Genomic DNA, 16,802 nt, shown 5'->3' on the forward strand with positions numbered 1-16,802 from the left:
ATGAACAAAGATTTGACCCCGAAGGCGATCGTCGCCGCACTGGACACGCACATCATCGGCCAGAATGCGGCGAAGCGCGCGGTCGCGGTGGCGCTGCGCAATCGCTGGCGCCGCCAACAGCTTCCCGCCGAGCTGCGCGACGAGGTGACGCCGAAAAATATCCTGATGATCGGCCCCACCGGCTGCGGCAAGACCGAGATTTCCCGCCGTCTGGCCAAGCTCGCCGACGCGCCGTTCATCAAGGTCGAGGCGACAAAATTTACCGAGGTCGGCTACGTCGGGCGTGACGTCGAGCAGATTGCCCGCGACCTTGTCGAAGAGGCTGTTCGGCTGGAAAAGGAGCGCCGCCGCGATGCCGTGCGCGCCGCCGCCGAAGAAGCGGCGATGGAACGCCTGCTCGACGCGCTCACCGGCAAGGGAGCGAGCGAGGCGACGCGCCAGAGCTTTCGTCAGCGCATCCGCGAGGGCCATCTCGACGACAGCGAGGTCGAGGTCGAAGTCGCCGACGCGCCGGGGATGAATTTCGAACTGCCCGGCCAGCCGGGACAGATGAACATGATCAACCTGTCCGACATGCTCGGCAAGGCAATGGGGGGCCTCCCCAAGAAGCGCCGCAAGCTCAAGGTGATCGACGCCGCGACGCGGCTGATCGAGGAAGAGCAGGACAAGCGCCTCGACCAGGATGATGTCGCGCGCGTCGCACTCGCCGACGCTGAAGCCAATGGCATCGTGTTCCTCGACGAGATCGACAAGATCGCGGTCAGCGACGTGCGCGGCGGGTCGGTAAGCCGCGAAGGCGTGCAGCGCGACCTGTTGCCCCTGATCGAGGGCACGACCGTCGCGACCAAATATGGGCCGATGAAGACCGACCATATCCTGTTCATCGCCAGCGGCGCCTTTCATGTCGCTAAGCCCAGCGATCTGCTCCCCGAACTTCAGGGCCGCCTTCCGATCCGCGTTGAACTGGGCGCGCTGACCGAAGCGGATTTCGTCCGCATCCTGAGCGAGACCAAGGCGGGGCTGCCCGAACAATATGTCGCGCTGCTCGGCACCGAGGGCGTGACGGTGAACTTCACCCCCGACGCGATCGCGCGCGTCGCGAAACTTGCGGCCGATGTGAATGAGAAGGTCGAGAATATCGGCGCGCGCCGCCTTCAGACGATCATGGAGCGGCTCGTCGAGGAAATCAGCTTCACCGCCGAGGACGCGGGCGGCACGACGATCGACATCGACGCCGCCTATGTCGACCGGCAACTTGCCGACATTGTGGGCGACACCGACCTCAGCAAATATGTGTTGTAGGGTGTAAGGGCCGTTTCCGCCGATTTATCGCAAAGTCATCCCGACGTGAGGCTATTCCAACCCCCTCTCCCCTACGCAAACAACCCAACCCTCCGCCAACAAAGCCAAATCGGCAGCTGTTGACCCGTCCGTTTACCGAACTTCATTTGACTTTCGCGCGCTCGTAATGCGATGAACGGGTGACACGGCCGATCTGGGTCAAACGGCCGGCACGGAGACAGCAATGACGGATGACGACGTCGCCCCGGAACAGGGCGAGCTGGCGATCACGCGCACCGGCGATCGGCTTCGGCTGGCGCGCGAGGCAGCGGGATTGTCGCTGGCCGACGTCGCGACCCGCACGCGCATCACCCAGCGCCATCTTGCCGCGATCGAAAAGTCCGATTTTTCGGAGCTCCCCGGCCGCACCTATGTCACCGGCTTCGCGCGCGCCTATGCCCGCGCGGTCGACCTGCCGGAGGCCGAGGTCGGAGCCACGATCCGGCAGGAACTCGAAGAGGATGAATATGGTTCGCGGCCGCTTTACGAGGCCTATGAGCCGACCGACCCCGCGCGCCTGCCAACCGCGCGGCTGACCTGGACGCTCGTTATCGTGACGCTCGTGCTCGCGTCGGCCTATGGCGTGTGGCGCTTTCTGTCGGTCGAGCCCGACGAGGCGCTGATCGCCGCGCAAAACCGCGATGCCGAGGCATCGGAAGCGCCCGAGAGCGCGGCCGGCGCCGCGCCCGCTGCAAAGGTCGGCGCGGCATCGGCAGCGGTGACGGCGAATGCCCCTGTGGTGCTGACCGGCCTGTCCGAAGTGTGGATCGGTTTCGACGATGCCGAGGGCAAGACCGAAAACTGGCGCACGCTCGATGCCGGCGAAACATATCAGGTGCCGCCCGCCTATATCGAGCAGTTCACGTTGCGCACCAGCATCCCGCAAGCGCTGAAAGTAACCGTCGGCGGCCGCGACGTCGGCCCCGTCGGCCCCGCCGATACGCTGGTGAAGAATATCTCGCTGAAACCCGCGGACCTGATCGCGCGCACCGACGGCGCGGGCGCCGCAGGCGCCCAGCCGCGTCCACAGGGCTGATTCGCCGATCGTTCGGCCGATCGCCGCGGCAGCGCACCGAAATGGGTTTGCGCTACCGCGCATTCGGGCGTTATGGACGCCAAAACTGGTTAACGAGTGAGAACCGAAGAGTAGATGAAGATGCGTCAGATCTTTTTCCTTGGAACCGCAATGATCGGGCTTGCCGCGTCAATGCCCGCGGCCGCGCAGGACAATACGCTCGGCAAGCGTGTCGAGCGGCTCGAAAAGGAAATGCGCGCCGTCCAGCGGTCGGTCTTTCCCGGCGGAAGCCCGACCTTTTTCGAAGGCGAGATTGCACCCGACAATGTCCCTGGCGAACGCGCCCGCACCAGTGCCCCGGTGATCGACCTGACCGCGCGCGTCGACGCGCTTGAAACCCAGCTGCAAGCGCTGACCGGTCAGACCGAACAAAATGCCTTCCAGCTTCGCGAACTCGAAAAACAATTCGCAGCCTACAAGGCGGAAATGGACAAGCGCTTGGCCGATCCCGCATCGGCGCAAGACGCCCTCACACCCGCGGCCTTGGCGCGGACGGTCAAGGCGCCCGCCGCGACCACGACGGCCGCGACCCCTGCAACCAAGCCGGCAAGCAAGCCCGCGGCCAAGCCCGCGGGTCCCGATGCTGCCCGGCTCGCGCTCGTCAAGGCGGTCGAGGTGCCGGTAACGGGTGATGAGAGCAAGGACGCCTATGATTATGGCTATCGCTTGTGGGATGCCAAACTCTATCCGGAGGCACAGGCGCAATTGAAGAGCGTCGTCACCAAATGGCCCAAAAGCAACTACGCCAGCTTTGCGCAGAACCTGCTCGGGCGCGCCTATCTTGACGAGGGAAAACCAAGCCTCGCGGCGGTCGCTTTCTACAATAATTACAAGGATCGCCCCAGCGGCGCCCGCGCTCCGCACAGCCTGATGTACATGGGCGTCGCACTCGACAAGCTGGGTCGTAAGGCCGATGCCTGCAAGGCGTTCCGCGAACTCGATGAAGTTTATGGCGACAAGGCGCCGCAGGATGTCCGTACCGATGCTGCCGCCGCAAAAGCAAAAGCAGGCTGCTGAGCGCGATGTCGCCGGGCGGCTCGCCGGCGACCTCGCCGCGCTGCTCGGCCCTGACTGGCATCGGCTGCGCTATGGCATCGCCGTGTCGGGCGGACCTGACAGCATGGCACTGCTCTGGATGATGGCGTCGTTGCTGCCCGGCCAGGCCCGGGCGGCGACGGTTGACCATGGCCTTCGCAAGGGATCGGATGACGAAGCGCGCATGGTCGCGGCCTTCTGCGCGCGCGAACATATTCCCCATTCCACACTCACGCCGCCGACGCCGATCCGCGGGTCGTTGCAGGCCGCGGCGCGCGGCGAACGCTATCGCTTGCTCGAGCAATGGCGCGCGGCTCATGCGCTCGACCATATCGTCACCGCGCATCACGCCGACGACCAGCTCGAGACGATCGTCATGCGGCTCAACCGCGCGAGCGGGGTTGGCGGCCTCGCCGCGATCCGCGCCGCCAACGGCGCCATCCTTCGCCCGCTGCTCGGCTGGCGCCGCAACGAACTGGTCAATATCGCGCTCGACAACGATCTGCCCTTCATCGACGATCCCTCGAACAGCGACGACCGTTTCGACCGTGCGCGGCTCCGCCACGCGCTGAAATCGCAGACCGCGCTTGACCCGGTGGCGGCAGCGAAATCGGCCGCTTGGCTCGCCGAAGCCGACGAAGCACTCGACTGGGCGGTCGATCGGCTGATCGCGGGCTGGCCCGACGCGTCCGACATCGCGGTGATCCGTGACGAAGCCTATCCGCCCGAGCTGTTTCGGCGCGTCGTCGCGCAGCGGCTGCGCGCCAATGCACCCCAACTGGCACTGCGCGGCGCGGCGCTTGATGGGGTGATTGCGGCGATGCGCGCGGGGCGGCGCGCGATGGTCGGCGCGTTGCTGATCGATGCCGTGCCTGGGTTTGAAGGCGCGATCTGGCGCATTTCGGCGGCACCGCGACGGAAGTCGCCCAAAAAGACCTGATTGCCTCATTGTCATTTAACCCGATTATCCTATCTTGAGCGGATAGGAGCGCAGCGCTTGCGCCGTTGAGGAAGATTCCGAATGCAGGACGATAAGGAACCGCAGGGCAACCCCTGGATGAAGAGCGTGATGATCTGGAGCGGTATCTTGCTCGCCATGCTCCTCGTCGCCTCGATGTTCGGCGGCGCCACACAGCCTGCGGGCAATCCCCTCGCCTATTCGGAATTCCGTCAGAAGGTCGAGGAGGGCAGCGTCAAGGAGGTGATCCTGTCCGAGGACAAGGTGACCGGCACGCTTTCCAACGGCGACCGCTTCACCGCAAACGTCGTGCGCGATCCCGAACTTCTGAAAATGCTCAACGACAATGGCGTCAAATATGACGGCCAGCCGGTCGAAACACCGAATTTCTGGATGTATATGCTCATCCAGTCGCTGCCCTTTCTGCTGATTCTGGGCATTGCGTTCTTCGTCTTCCGCCAGGTGCAGAAAAACAACGGCTCGGGCGCGATGGGCTTTGGCAAGTCGCGCGCAAAGATGCTCACCGAAAAGCAGGGCCGCGTCACTTTCGACGATGTCGCGGGCATCGACGAAGCGCGCGAGGAGCTCGAGGAAATCGTCGAGTTCCTGAAAGATCCCACCAAATTTTCCAAGCTCGGCGGGCAGATTCCGAAGGGGGCGCTGCTCGTCGGTTCGCCCGGCACCGGCAAAACGCTGCTCGCGCGAGCGATTGCCGGCGAAGCGGGCGTCCCCTTCTTCACCATTTCGGGCTCGGACTTCGTTGAAATGTTTGTCGGCGTCGGCGCCTCGCGCGTTCGCGACATGTTCGAACAGGCGAAGCGCAATGCGCCGTGTATCGTGTTCATCGACGAAATTGACGCGGTCGGCCGCCACCGCGGCGCCGGGCTCGGCAATGGCAATGACGAACGCGAACAGACGTTAAACCAACTGCTTGTCGAGATGGATGGATTCGAGGCGAACGAGGGCATCATCATCGTCGCGGCGACGAACCGCCCTGACGTGCTCGACCCCGCGCTGCTGCGCCCGGGCCGCTTCGACCGACAGGTCGTCGTGCCGCGTCCCGACATCGAGGGACGCCAGAAGATTCTCGAAGTTCATACGCGCAAAAAGCCGCTCGCACCCGACGTCGATCTTCGCCGCATCGCGCGCGGGACGCCGGGCTTTTCGGGCGCCGACCTCGCCAATCTGGCGAACGAAGCCGCCCTGCTCGCGGCGCGCCGGGGCAAGCGCCTGATCGCGTCGAACGAGTTTGAGGAAGCCAAGGACAAGGTCATGATGGGCGCCGAGCGCCGCTCGATGGTGATGACCGAGGACGAGAAGAAGTCGACAGCCTATCATGAAGCGGGCCACGCGCTCGTGTCGCTGCACGTCGAGGGCTGCGACCCATTGCACAAGGTGACAATCATTCCGCGAGGTCGCGCGCTCGGGGTGACATGGAACCTGCCCGAACGTGACCGTTTTTCGATGAGCATGAAGCAGATGAAGGCGCGCCTCGCGCTCTGTTTCGGCGGCCGCATCGCCGAACAGCTTATCTATGGTGCAGACGAACTCAATACGGGTGCGTCGAACGACATCCAGCAGGCGACCGACATGGCACGTTCGATGGTCATGGAATATGGCATGTCCGAAAAGCTCGGCTGGCTGCGCTATCGCGACAATCAGGACGAGGTGTTCCTCGGCCACAGTGTTTCCCGCGCGCAGAACATGTCGGAGGAAACGGCAAAGCTGATCGATGCGGAAGTCCGGCGTCTTGTAGAAGAGGGCGAAGCCGTCGCGCGCAAGGTGCTGACCGAGCATATCGACGAGCTCCATCTGCTCGCGGGGGCACTGCTCGAATATGAAACGCTCTCGGGCGAGGAAGCGAAGCGCGCGATCAAGGGCGAGGACATCGGCCGCGAGGACGACGCCGACAAGCGCGGCACACCCGTCAAGGGCCATGCCGGCGGCATCCCGCGGATCAAGCGCAAGCCGCGGCCGTTCGGCGACGCAAATCCGCAGGGTGCCTAGCATCAGGGGTCATTCATTGGCGGGGGACAGATTGCGGCGCATGATCGGCGTAACTCATGCGCGACCCCTGTCCCTTATTCTCGCAGCTCCCCTGCTATGCGGCATGGCACCAAGCGATATGAGCATCGCCGCCTTCCTCGCCCGCGCGGGATCGCTCGAACGATTGGGGCCGCTCGCGCTCGCGACACCGCAGGGTCTCCAGCTTAGGAACGAAGTGATTGCCGCGGGCAAGCGATATAAGGCGCGCATCGACGCCGAGCGGCGCGCGGGGCGAAAGACGACGAGCTGCCCACCCGAATCGGGGAGCCTTACCCCCGAACAGTGGCTCGCGCACCTTCGCGGCTATCCGGCGCGCGTTCGCGATCGGGTCAGCCTCTATGCCGCCTTCGACGCGCTGATGAGGAAGCGCTATCCCTGCCCCGCCTGATTCGCCGGGCGTGCATTACCGGACAAAGGAGCGATGATGCGACCTCGTAAAGCATTGAGCGTGCCGTGGCTTGGGGTCCCGGTCTCAGGCGGCACTGCATGACGATATATTGCGACGAATCGGGCGGGCTCAACGCCGGCGCGATGACCTTCGCCGCTGTAATGCTGACGCCCGAAGTTGCGGATGGCATCCACGCGCGTTTTCGCAGCGTCACCGGGATGCGCGGCGAGCTTAAGGGCAGCCGGCTCAGCCTTGTCGAACGCGCCTATCTGCTCGAACTCTTTGATCGCGCGGGCGGCCGCGCATGGGTCGCGGTGGCCGAACGCGAGCGGCTCGCGCCGAGCCCCGCCGGCACGTTGCCGAGCGACCTTAATCTCTATGCTGCGTTGCTCGATCTTGCGATCGGCCGCTGGCTGCCCGAGACGGGCGGCGTGTGCACCGACGTCGTGATCGACGACGGGCGCTACGACCCCATTATCCTCGGTTGTGTCCGCGCGGAGATTCAGGCCGGCCTCGGCCAGTGGGGCCGCGCTTCGCTTGCCGACAGCCACCGCAGCAACGGTGTGCAGATCGCCGACGTCATCGCCAACAGCCTGTTCAACATCGCGGTGAAATCGCCTCGCGCGCGCCGTATCCGGACGATCGTCGAACCGATGTTGGCATCAAGGGCGATCCGCATCGCCGATCTCACGATAATGCCATGACAAAAGGGCCGCAGTTTCCTGCGGCCCCCTTGGTAATCGATTATCGGCAGCGCTTATTCGAAGTCGCCGCCACCGCCGGCGGGGCTGCGCGGCGGTGCCGCCGCAGTCAGGCGCAGCGCTTCGGCCGAGCGGCTGATCGAGCTGATTTCATCCGGCGTATCGTCATCGTCGACGACAACCTTCTGCATCGAACCGACGAGCGTTTCCTGCAGATCCTTGGGACGGATCGTCTGCTCGGCGATTTCGCGCAGCGCGACGACCGGATTCTTGTCGCGGTCGCGATCAACGGTCAGCTCCGAACCGCCGGAGATTTCGCGGGCGCGGTGCGCGGAGAGCAGGACCAGGTCGAAACGGTTGGGAACTTTGTCGACGCAATCCTCGACGGTAACGCGGGCCATGATATTTCCTTAAACGGGAGAGGCCAGCCCTTTCGTGGGCATGGCGGCAAGCGCTGCGCGCTAGCAGGCTCGCCCGCGCCTGTCAATGAAAGCGCCGCCCTTGCGGCGCGCTCTCCTGCCGTCCTATGAGCAGGCATGAGCGATGCCTGCCCCTCCGCCGACCTGCCGGGACGACTGGCGGCAGATGTAGCAGGCCACCGGATCGAGCTGGTCTTCGACGGCGGCGAACGGCTGGCGCGGCTGATCGCCCTGATCGATGGCGCCGAACGCAGCGTCGAGGTGATCATGTATATTTTCGACAGCGACGCGGCGGGCCTCAGCGTTCTGCGCGCGCTGGTCGCGGCCGCGCGCCGCGGCGTTCGCGTTCGCGCGCTGATCGACAGCTTTGGGTCGGGCGACACCCCCGATGCACTCTTCGTGCCCTTGCGCGAAGCAGGCGGCAGCGCGACGTTTTTCTCGCGCCGCTGGCGATCGACCTATCTGATCCGCAATCACCAGAAGCTGATCCTGATTGACGAAACGGTTGCCGTCACCGGCGGCTTCAATATCGCCGACGATTATCTGAGCCCGCCGCGCAGCGATTGCTGGCTCGACATCGGCATGGTGATCGAGGGACCCAGCGTGGCTCATGCGGCCGAATGGTTCGCCGGACTCTACGACTATACGGTCAACCACGATGGCAAGCTGCTTTTGCTGCGGCGGCTGATCCGCGAATGGCCCATGGACGGCGCCGCCGTCTCGTGGCTCGTCGGCGGTCCGACGCAGCGGCTGTCCCCGTGGGCGCGCGCGGTCCGCGCCGATTTGGAAGGTGCACGCCAGCTCGACATGGCGATGGCCTATTTTTCGCCTGGTCAGGGCCTGCTCCGCCGCCTCGGCCGCGTCGCCCAGTGCGGGCGCGCGCGCTTCGTCATGGCGGGCAAGTCGGACAATGCGGCGACCATCGGCGCCTCGCGCCTGCTGTACGGCTATCTGCTCCGCAAGCGCGCCGACGTCTGGGAATATCGGCCATGCAAACTGCACATGAAGCTGATCGTCGTCGATGATGTCGTCTATATCGGCTCGGCAAATTTTGACGTGCGCAGTCTGTTCGTGAATGTCGAACTGATGGTACGGATCGCCGACGCCGGCTTTGCGGCGCAGATGCGGCGCTTCGTCGCCGAACTGGAGCCCGATTGCGAAGTCATCACAGCCGAGGCGCACAGAGCGCGAGCGAGCTGGTGGACACGGCTCCGCTGGACGCTTGCCTGGTTCGTGGTGGGCGTCGCCGACTATACGGTGTCGCGCAAACTCAACTTCGGCCTGGGCGACCCCGACCCGGAGGTCTAACTCTTAATCCTTCCACGCCCAGAAGAGGAAACAGGGCGGAACATTCACCCATTCGAACGCATTGTCGATGCGGCTGAAATGCGCGGCGAGGAAATCGCGGGCGCGGGCGCGGAACTGATAGACGAGGAAGGCGCCGCCGGGGCGCAAAACGCGATGCGTCGACGCCGCGATCGCCGGGCCGACGCCGGCTGGGAGAGTTGAGAACGGCAGCCCGGAAAGCACATAATCGGCGTGATCGAACCCGTGCGCGCGAACGATGTCTTCGACGTCGGCCGCCGATCCATGGACGGCGATGAAGCGGCTGTCGCGGATGTCTTTCCGCAGATAGTCGATAAAATCCTCGTTCGTATCGATCGCGATCAACGTCGCGTCGCCCGCCATCCGCTCGAGCACCGGGCGGCAGAAAGTGCCGACCCCGGGTCCATATTCGACGAACAGCTTGGTATTTTTCCAATCCACGGGTTTCAGCATGTGGCGGATCAGCGTCGGCGATGACGGCACGATCGATCCGACCATCACCGGATGCTTGATGAACCCGCGCACGAACATGCCCCACGGTCCGAAAAAGCTCTTGAGGCCCTGCCGCAGCCGTCGGGCCAGCGGGGCTTTGGTTTGTTGGGCCTGCGCCCGCGGATTGGTCATATTGGCTTTCGCATTGTTGGGTCGATGAATTGCGTGGCAAAATCGGGAGCGTCGCGCAAGGAAAGAGTCTGCCTTGTCACTGGACAGCCGGGCTTCCGCGTGTAGGGAGAAGCGGCGTTATCGGTCGGAAAACAAAGGGGCGGACATGGCGAATATATCGCATTCCATTCCGCCCGACCGTATGGCGGTGCTGTTCGCGGTGATGCTCGTCGCGGCTGCCGGCAATACCGCGATGCAGTCGATTCTGCCTGCCATCGGGACCAAGCTCGCCATTCCCGACGTGTGGGTCAGCTTGGCATTCAGCTGGTCGGCGCTCCTCTGGGTGCTCACGGCACCGCACTGGGCGCGCCAGTCGGACAAGCGTGGGCGCAAGGCACTGATGGCGCTGGGCGTCATCGGTTTCCTCTCGTCCATGGCGCTGTGCGGCGTCGTCCTGTGGTCGGGGCTTCAAGGCTGGTTGGCGGCGGGTATGACTTTCATTCTCTTCGCGCTGTTCCGCAGCCTTTACGGCGGGTTGGGATCGGCCGCACCACCCGCGGTGCAGGCCTATGTTGCCGCGCGCACCGACCCCGAACAGCGCACGCAGGCATTGTCGCTCGTCTCCTCCTCTTTCGGCCTCGGCACCGTCATCGGTCCCGCGATCGCGCCCTTCTTCATTCTTCCCATCGTCGGCCTCGCCGGGCCACTGCTTGTCTTTGCCTTCATCGGGCTCGCGGTTCTCATAGCGCTGCGCTGGCGCCTTCCGAACGATGTGCCGCGCTTTGCCGCGCGCGGCTCGATCATATCCTATCCCACCACCGGCGCGTCGTCGCAGGCCGCTGCGGACGAGGAGGAGGAGGAGCAAATTCCGAACGGTCTTGGCGCAACTGCGCCGCTGCCGCTCCGCTGGGCCGACGCGCGCGTAAGGCCTTGGCTGCTGGCGGGCTTTCTCGGCGGGCAGGCACAGGCGATGATGCTGGGCGTGATCGGCTTCTTGATCCTCGACCGGCTGAACCTGCGTCCCCGCCCCGACGAAGGCGCCGCAATGACTGGCATCGTGCTGATGGCGGGCGCGTTCGCAACCCTGCTCGCGCAATGGGGGTTGATCCCGCTGCTCAAAATGTCGCCGCGAACCGCAGTCCTCGGCGGCGCGGCGCTTGGCGGTGTGGGCATCTTGCTGACGGGGCTGTCACAGGATTTTCACGGGATCATCATCGGCTTTGCCCTCGCCTCGCTCGGCTTCGGGCTGTTCCGGCCCGGGTTCACCGCCGGCGCATCGCTTGCAGTGCCACGCCGCGACCAGGGGAGCGTCGCGGGGATGACCGCGTCGATTAACGGATCGGCCTATATCGTCTCCCCGGCAGTCGGCGTGCTCGTCTACAACTGGCACCCTATTATGGCCTACGCACTGATGGCCAGCTTCTGCGCATGGCTGGTGCTTTGGGGCTGGGCGGCGCTGCGACTGGATCAGCCTGTCACATAACCGCCACCGCCTATATTTTCGTCATCCCAGCGAAGGCCGGGATCTCACCGTGGCGTCACAAAGCCATGGCGAGATCCCGGCCTTCGCCGGGATGACGTTAGGCTTCAATCGCGCGGCTCCTCATGCTTCTGGTCGCGGACGGGTTTCAGCATCCCTGGCGCAAAGAAGCCAATAGGATCGACGCTCATCGCCTTCTGCTTGATCTCGCCCTGGATCTTTTCATAATCCTTTTCCATCGCCTCGGTGACCGACGCGCGCGTGTCTTTCAACGCCGCCTCGAAATCGGCCATCGTTACCGTGTCGGCGCCGATCGATCGCTTGAGCGCCGCCAGCCCGGCGCGGCGCGACAGGTCTTCCAGATCCGCGCCGGTGAAGCGCGCCGTGCGCTCCGCCAGCACAGCCAGATCGACATCGTCCGCCAGCGGCATCTTGCCCGTCTGGATTTCCAGAATGCGACGCCGCCCCTCGCGATCGGGCACCGACACGTAGATCAGCTCGTCAAGCCGTCCCGGGCGCAGCAGCGCGGGATCGATCAGGTTCGGCCGGTTGGTCGCCCCGATGACGACGACCGACTGCATTTCCTCGATCCCATCCATTTCGGCCAGGATCGTGTTAACGACGCGCTCGGTCACCTGCGGCTCGCCCGACGTGCCGCTGCCGCGCGCGGGCACCAGGCTGTCGAGTTCGTCGATGAAGACGATCGTCGGCGCAACTGCGCGCGCCCGCGCAAACAGGCGCGCAATCTGCTGCTCGCTCTCGCCATACCATTTGGACAAAAGGTCCGACGATTTGATCGCGATGAAATTGGCGTCCGATTCGCGCGCTGCCGCCTTTGCGAGCAGGGTCTTGCCGGTGCCCGGCGGGCCGTAGAGCAGAAAACCCTTCGCCGGCCGGATGCCCAGTCGCCGAAACGCCTCGGGATGCTTCAGCGGCAGTTCGATGCCCTCGATCATCTTGTCGCGCGCGGCATCCAGCCCGCCGATGTCGCTCCAGCGCGTGTTCGGTGCCTGCACCATCACCTCGCGCATCGCCGACGGCTGAACGCGCTTCAGCGCGTTGTTGAAGTCGGCGCGCAGTACGCGCAGTTCATCGAGCACCTCGGGCGGGATTGTTCCCTCCTCCAGGTTCAGCTTGGGCATGATCCGTCGCACAGCCTCAATCGCCGCCTCGCGCGTCAGCGCCGCCATGTCGGCGCCGACGAAACCGAAGGTCGTGCGTGCCAGCTCATCCAGATCGACATCCTCGCCCAGCGGCATCCCGCGCGTGTGGATGCCCAATATCTCGCGTCGACCCTTCTCGTCGGGAACGCCGATCACGATCTCGCGGTCGAAGCGGCCCGGCCGCCGCAGCGCTTCGTCGATCGCGTCGGGGCGGTTGGTCGCCGCGATCACGACCAGGTTTGTGCGCGGTTCCAGCCCGTCCATCAGCGTCAGCAGCTGCGCAACGAGGCGCTTTTCCGCCTCGCCCTGCACCTGTCCGCGCTTCGGCGCGATCGAATCGATCTCGTCGATGAACAGGATCGACGGCGCGGCCTTTGCCGCCGCCTCGAAAATGTCGCGCAGCCGCTTTTCGGACTCGCCATAGGCACTGCCCATGATCTCGGGGCCGTTGATCAGGAAGAACTGCGCCTCGCTTTCGTTCGCGACCGCGCGCGCGAGCCGCGTCTTGCCCGTTCCCGGCGGCCCATGCAGCAACACGCCGCGCGGCGGATCGACGCCCAGGCGGCGGAACAATTCGGGATAACGCAGCGGCAGCTCGACCATCTCGCGCAGCTGGTCGATCGTTTCGCCCAGTCCGCCGAGATCGTCATAGGTGACGTCGGTGCGACGCGCGTCGTGCGGTTCCTGATATTCGGGGAGCAGCTCGACCTCGGTATTCTCGTCGATCGTGACAACTCCCTTGGGGCTCGCCGATACGACGATAAGCCGCACTTCGGCCAGCGCATAGGCCGGCGCGTTGAGCATCTGGCGCAGTTGCGGCGGCATGTCGCCCGCCGACACGCGCTGCTGTCCCGCGGTCGCGACCGTATCGCCCGCGACGAGCGGCCGACCGAAAAAGCTGCGTTTGAGCGCATTTGCCGAGCCTTGCAAACGCAGATTTTCCTGCGCGGGAGCAAAGACGACGCGCGTCGCGGCGCGTGTTTCGACGCGGCTCAGTACCACCATATCGCCCGCGCCCGCGCCCGCATTGGCGCGCTGCAGGCCGTCGAGACGGATAACATCCAGCCCCTCGTCCTCGGCATAGGGCGCGACGACGCGCGAGGCCGTGTCGCGCTTGCCGCTGATCTGGACAATATCGCCTTCGCTGAGGCCCAGTTCGGCCATCGCCGAGCGCGGGATGCGTGCGATCCCACCGCCGCTTTCCTCGGCGCGCGCATTCGCGACCTGCAATTTGACCTGTCGTTCTTTTACCGCTGCTTCGGCCAAGGCGTGTCTCCCGCAAAATGGTCAGAATGCCGAAGATAGGGGGCCGGTTCCCGATTTGCGACCCCCCGGCGCCTGCCATTCCATGCCGCAGCGCACAAAATTCTGGCATGTCCGCGATGCTCATGTCATCACCCTCGGCCATCATGCCCCGCCTCCCCCCCCTCAGCAGCATGGAAGCCTTTCTGGAGGTCGCGCGCCGCGGTACGGTGAAGGCTGCGGCGATCGAGCTTGGCCTGTCGATGCCTGCGCTGTCGCGCCGGATCCAGACGCTCGAACATGCCGTCGGGCGCCCGCTTTTCAACCGCCATCACCACGGGCTCAGCCTGACCGAGGCGGGACGCGCGTTGCAGGCACAACTGTCGCCGATCCTCGACGAACTGCGCACGGTCATCGCCCAGGCGGGGGCGCCCGACGCCTCGCTGCGTCTCCATCTCAATGTCCTGCCGCTTTTCGCGCAGCAGCGCCTCTTCCCGCGCCTGCCCGAACTTCGCCGCCAGCATCCCGAACTGCACATCGACATCGACACCATGTCGCATGCCGAGGCGCGGCTGGGCGACGGGATCGACGCGGCGATCGCGCTCGCGCGCTCGATCGATCCCGCGCTCTATGCGGCGCGGCTCGACCAGGACAAGGTGTTCCCCATCGCCTCCCGCACGCTGGCCGATGGCGACCGGCCCGTGACGGTGCCCGAACAATTGCAGCGGATGACCGTGCTTTTGCACCGCGAAATGCCCGAAACCTTTGCCGAATGGAAAAAGGCGATCGGCATGCCCTATCTCGAGCCTGCAGGGATTGACTATTTCGATTCGGGCCCGCTGATGCTCGAGGCCGCGGCGCAGGGTATCGGCATCGCCTTCATGCATGGCCATCATTTCGACGACGCGCACGACCCGCGGCTCGTTCGCCTGTTCGACTATGACGTGGACAGTCCCTACAGCTACTGGTTCGTCTGCCGCCCGCGCGCGCTGCGCCAGCCGGCGGTCAAGCTGTTCCACGACTGGCTGCTTGCGGCCCGAATCTGACGTCTATCAGGGAAAATGGTGCTGCTGGACAGGATTGAACTGTCGACCTCGTCATTACCAATGACGCGCTCTACCACTGAGCTACAGCAGCAACCGGGCCGCCGTGCAAACCGATGCGCACGGGGCAGGCGCGGCCTATGGCGGGGCGCCCTTCGCCTGTCAAGGTGCGAGGCTTGACGTTCGGGCGATTTCGCGGGCATGGCCGCACCCGTGAGCAAGACGCCCTCCCCTGCCGACCTCGAACGCGAACGTCGCCTCGCGGACGCGCTGCGCGAAAACCTGCGTAAGCGGAAGGCACAATCCCGCGAAGCAAAGGGCGAGACGCCACCTAAAGGCTGACAGTCACCGTCACATCGTCGCCTTCGGCCAGGCCCTCAGCCTTGCGCACCGCCGCCTTAACCGGCAGCAACCATCCGCCACTCTCCGTATGCGGAAAGACTGACGTCATCCAGCTGGTCTCGCCGATCACCGCGCGCACCTTGGCCGATCCGAACCCGCGCCGTCCGTCGAGCCATCGTCCGCTGATCGCCGCCAGCCGAATACCATCGCCCGCCTCGCCCGCGATCGTCACGAAGAACCATGCGGCGGGCGCCGTCGCCGATTGCCAGCGCCAAAGCGGGGTGGTGACGGTGAACGATTCCAAGCCGTTTTACTTCGCTCCGATCGGGCGCACCGGCACCGGAATATTGCAGATGTCGGCGCCGCCCGCGGGGCGGATAAAAAAGGGATCGCGGCGGTTAGCGCGTGCATCGGCATATTTCGCAAAGCTGCCGCTCTGCGCCGACAGATATTCGAACCGCGGCTGTTCGGCGGCGGGCAGATCGGTCGCGATGCGAATCGACACGATCGGCACCCGCTGCGAATCCTCCTCATAGAAGCCGAGCGCGTCCGTCCCGCGCGGCAGGCTCGACAGATGCTCGATCCCTTCAACGACGCGGCCGACAAGCGCGATGTTACGATCGAGATGCCGCGGCGCATGGCCGATCACCGTGTAAAGCTCAGCCCCGCTTCCCGTGTCGGGGGAAAGGTTGCGGCCGACGCCAACCATGCCGTAGCAATGGACAGGCCACACCGCGTCGGCGTTCCAAGCGACCGGCCAACCTGCCAGAACGCCATGATGTGGAGCATATGTGCCATTGGCGGACGCCAACCAGGTCGTTGTTTCGCGCTGACGCTCCGAAAGATACGCGCTCTCGGGCACCGTCACCAAACCGTCCGGCAAAGCCTTCTTTTCGGTCGCATCGCCCCATTGGACGACATAATTGTCCTGCACGCGGTTGATGCTGGTGCCGTCCCACCAGCGCGCCGCGGCGAGCTTGCGGATATTAGCGATCCATCCCTGACTGAAGGGTGCGGGCATCAGCTGGATGATGACGCGGCGCGCCTTGCCGGCTGCATACGGCGCCAAGTCCATCACGAGCAGATCCGACGGCGCGATCGCTACCCAGTCCGCCGCGGGCGCCGCATCTACGATTTCGCTAGGCGATGGTTGCGCAGGCGGGGCTTCCTGGGCAGCGATGGGATGGACGAAGGCGAAGGCCGCTGCGGCGGCGAGCAGGCGATGGATCATGCGTCTGTCTGCCACGCCCAACCGGCTTGCGAAAGCCCCGACAACCGACTAGGGCGCGCCTTCCAGTGCAAATGCGGAGCGGTGGCCGAGTGGTCGAAGGCGCTCGCCTGGAAAGTGAGTATACGTCAAAAGCGTATCGAGGGTTCGAATCCCTCCCGCTCCGCCACCCCTTTTTCCCTTACACACGCAACGACACAGCCGCGCGCCGTTAAGCGCAGAAAACGGGGAGTATATCGAGAAAACCCCCGACCGGCCCGGCGTCGTTACGGCTTGGGAGGGAAATGGCGCACCCGGAGCGATTCGAACGCCCGACCCTCAGATTCGTAGTCTGATGCTCTATCCAGCTGAGCTACGGGTGCGTGGAGCGGTGCCTTTAGGGGCCTGTGCGGAGTCGCGCAAGCCCCTTTGG

The 16,802-nt window shown here is 64.9% G+C and carries 15 protein-coding genes and 3 tRNA genes; 11 read left to right on the forward strand and 7 right to left on the reverse strand.

Translation table 11 applies throughout. The annotated features are described in order from the left end of the window. From hslU to VSX77_RS01200, 7 genes are all read left to right on the forward strand, one after another. Entirely contained in the window at positions 1 to 1,302 is a 1,302-nt protein-coding gene (hslU, locus tag VSX77_RS01170) for an ATP-dependent protease ATPase subunit HslU (protein WP_338425849.1), read from the forward strand. Positions 1,303 to 1,525: 223 nt separating this feature from the next. Beyond that, complete coding sequence (locus VSX77_RS01175) at positions 1,526 to 2,377, forward strand: helix-turn-helix domain-containing protein (RefSeq protein WP_338425850.1); 852 nt, start codon at positions 1,526 to 1,528, stop codon at positions 2,375 to 2,377. A gap of 114 nt (positions 2,378 to 2,491) precedes the next feature. Beyond that, positions 2,492 to 3,433: a tetratricopeptide repeat protein gene (locus VSX77_RS01180; protein ID WP_338425851.1), complete on the forward strand. Its 942-nt coding sequence runs from the start codon at positions 2,492 to 2,494 to the stop codon at positions 3,431 to 3,433. After that, a complete protein-coding gene (tilS, locus tag VSX77_RS01185; RefSeq protein ID WP_338425852.1) occupies positions 3,387 to 4,391 on the forward strand; it encodes a tRNA lysidine(34) synthetase TilS in 1,005 nt (334 codons plus the stop codon). The genes VSX77_RS01180 and tilS overlap by 47 nt, the downstream gene beginning before the upstream one ends. 81 nt (positions 4,392 to 4,472) lie before the next feature. Then, positions 4,473 to 6,416 (forward strand): ATP-dependent zinc metalloprotease FtsH, encoded by a 1,944-nt coding sequence (ftsH, locus tag VSX77_RS01190; RefSeq protein ID WP_338425853.1) that lies wholly within the window; start codon positions 4,473 to 4,475, stop codon positions 6,414 to 6,416. A 118-nt stretch (positions 6,417 to 6,534) separates the two neighbouring features. Beyond that, positions 6,535 to 6,843, forward strand: a complete 309-nt coding sequence (locus VSX77_RS01195) for a hypothetical protein (protein ID WP_338425854.1) — start codon at positions 6,535 to 6,537, stop codon at positions 6,841 to 6,843. 98 nt (positions 6,844 to 6,941) lie between these two features. After that, entirely contained in the window at positions 6,942 to 7,547 is a 606-nt protein-coding gene (locus VSX77_RS01200; protein ID WP_338425856.1) for a DUF3800 domain-containing protein, read from the forward strand. A gap of 53 nt (positions 7,548 to 7,600) precedes the next feature. On the opposite strand, the gene rpoZ is transcribed toward VSX77_RS01200, so the two are convergent. Further along, positions 7,601 to 7,945 (reverse strand): DNA-directed RNA polymerase subunit omega, encoded by a 345-nt coding sequence (gene rpoZ / locus VSX77_RS01205; protein ID WP_338425857.1) that lies wholly within the window; start codon positions 7,943 to 7,945, stop codon positions 7,601 to 7,603. Positions 7,946 to 8,080: 135 nt separating this feature from the next. Between rpoZ and VSX77_RS01210 the strand changes: the two genes are divergently transcribed. Further along, a complete protein-coding gene (locus VSX77_RS01210) occupies positions 8,081 to 9,271 on the forward strand; it encodes a phospholipase D-like domain-containing protein (RefSeq protein WP_338425858.1) in 1,191 nt (396 codons plus the stop codon). 3 nt (positions 9,272 to 9,274) lie between these two features. Here the strand turns inward: VSX77_RS01210 and VSX77_RS01215 are convergent, their stop codons facing one another. Beyond that, complete coding sequence (locus VSX77_RS01215; protein ID WP_338425859.1) at positions 9,275 to 9,913, reverse strand: class I SAM-dependent methyltransferase; 639 nt, start codon at positions 9,911 to 9,913, stop codon at positions 9,275 to 9,277. Positions 9,914 to 10,058: 145 nt separating this feature from the next. Here VSX77_RS01215 and VSX77_RS01220 point away from each other — a divergent pair, with 145 nt between their 5' ends. Continuing rightward, positions 10,059 to 11,375: an MFS transporter gene (locus VSX77_RS01220; RefSeq protein WP_338425860.1), complete on the forward strand. Its 1,317-nt coding sequence runs from the start codon at positions 10,059 to 10,061 to the stop codon at positions 11,373 to 11,375. Positions 11,376 to 11,479: 104 nt separating this feature from the next. On the opposite strand, the gene VSX77_RS01225 is transcribed toward VSX77_RS01220, so the two are convergent. Beyond that, positions 11,480 to 13,801 (reverse strand): CDC48 family AAA ATPase, encoded by a 2,322-nt coding sequence (locus tag VSX77_RS01225; RefSeq protein ID WP_338425861.1) that lies wholly within the window; start codon positions 13,799 to 13,801, stop codon positions 11,480 to 11,482. Positions 13,802 to 13,944: 143 nt separating this feature from the next. Here VSX77_RS01225 and VSX77_RS01230 point away from each other — a divergent pair, with 143 nt between their 5' ends. After that, entirely contained in the window at positions 13,945 to 14,823 is an 879-nt protein-coding gene (locus VSX77_RS01230) for a LysR substrate-binding domain-containing protein (RefSeq protein WP_338425862.1), read from the forward strand. A gap of 16 nt (positions 14,824 to 14,839) precedes the next feature. On the opposite strand, the gene VSX77_RS01235 is transcribed toward VSX77_RS01230, so the two are convergent. From VSX77_RS01235 to VSX77_RS01245, 3 genes are all read right to left on the reverse strand, one after another. After that, positions 14,840 to 14,914: transfer RNA gene (locus VSX77_RS01235), tRNA-Thr, on the reverse strand. A 237-nt stretch (positions 14,915 to 15,151) separates the two neighbouring features. Continuing rightward, positions 15,152 to 15,466 carry a DUF1905 domain-containing protein gene (locus VSX77_RS01240; RefSeq protein WP_338425863.1) on the reverse strand — a complete coding sequence of 105 codons (315 nt, stop codon included), beginning with the start codon at positions 15,464 to 15,466 and terminating at the stop codon, positions 15,152 to 15,154. Positions 15,467 to 15,472: 6 nt separating this feature from the next. After that, a complete protein-coding gene (locus VSX77_RS01245) occupies positions 15,473 to 16,393 on the reverse strand; it encodes a peptidylprolyl isomerase (protein WP_338427184.1) in 921 nt (306 codons plus the stop codon). 75 nt (positions 16,394 to 16,468) lie between these two features. On the opposite strand from VSX77_RS01245, the gene VSX77_RS01250 reads away from it, so the two are divergent. Next, a tRNA-Ser gene (locus VSX77_RS01250) sits at positions 16,469 to 16,559 on the forward strand. 116 nt (positions 16,560 to 16,675) lie between these two features. Here VSX77_RS01250 and VSX77_RS01255 read toward each other — a convergent pair. Next, positions 16,676 to 16,752, reverse strand: a tRNA-Arg gene (locus tag VSX77_RS01255). Positions 16,753 to 16,802: the final 50 nt, after the last annotated feature.

The organism is Sphingopyxis sp. TUF1, from assembly GCF_036687315.1.
GTDB classification, from domain to species: Bacteria; Pseudomonadota; Alphaproteobacteria; order Sphingomonadales; family Sphingomonadaceae; genus Sphingopyxis; species Sphingopyxis kveilinensis.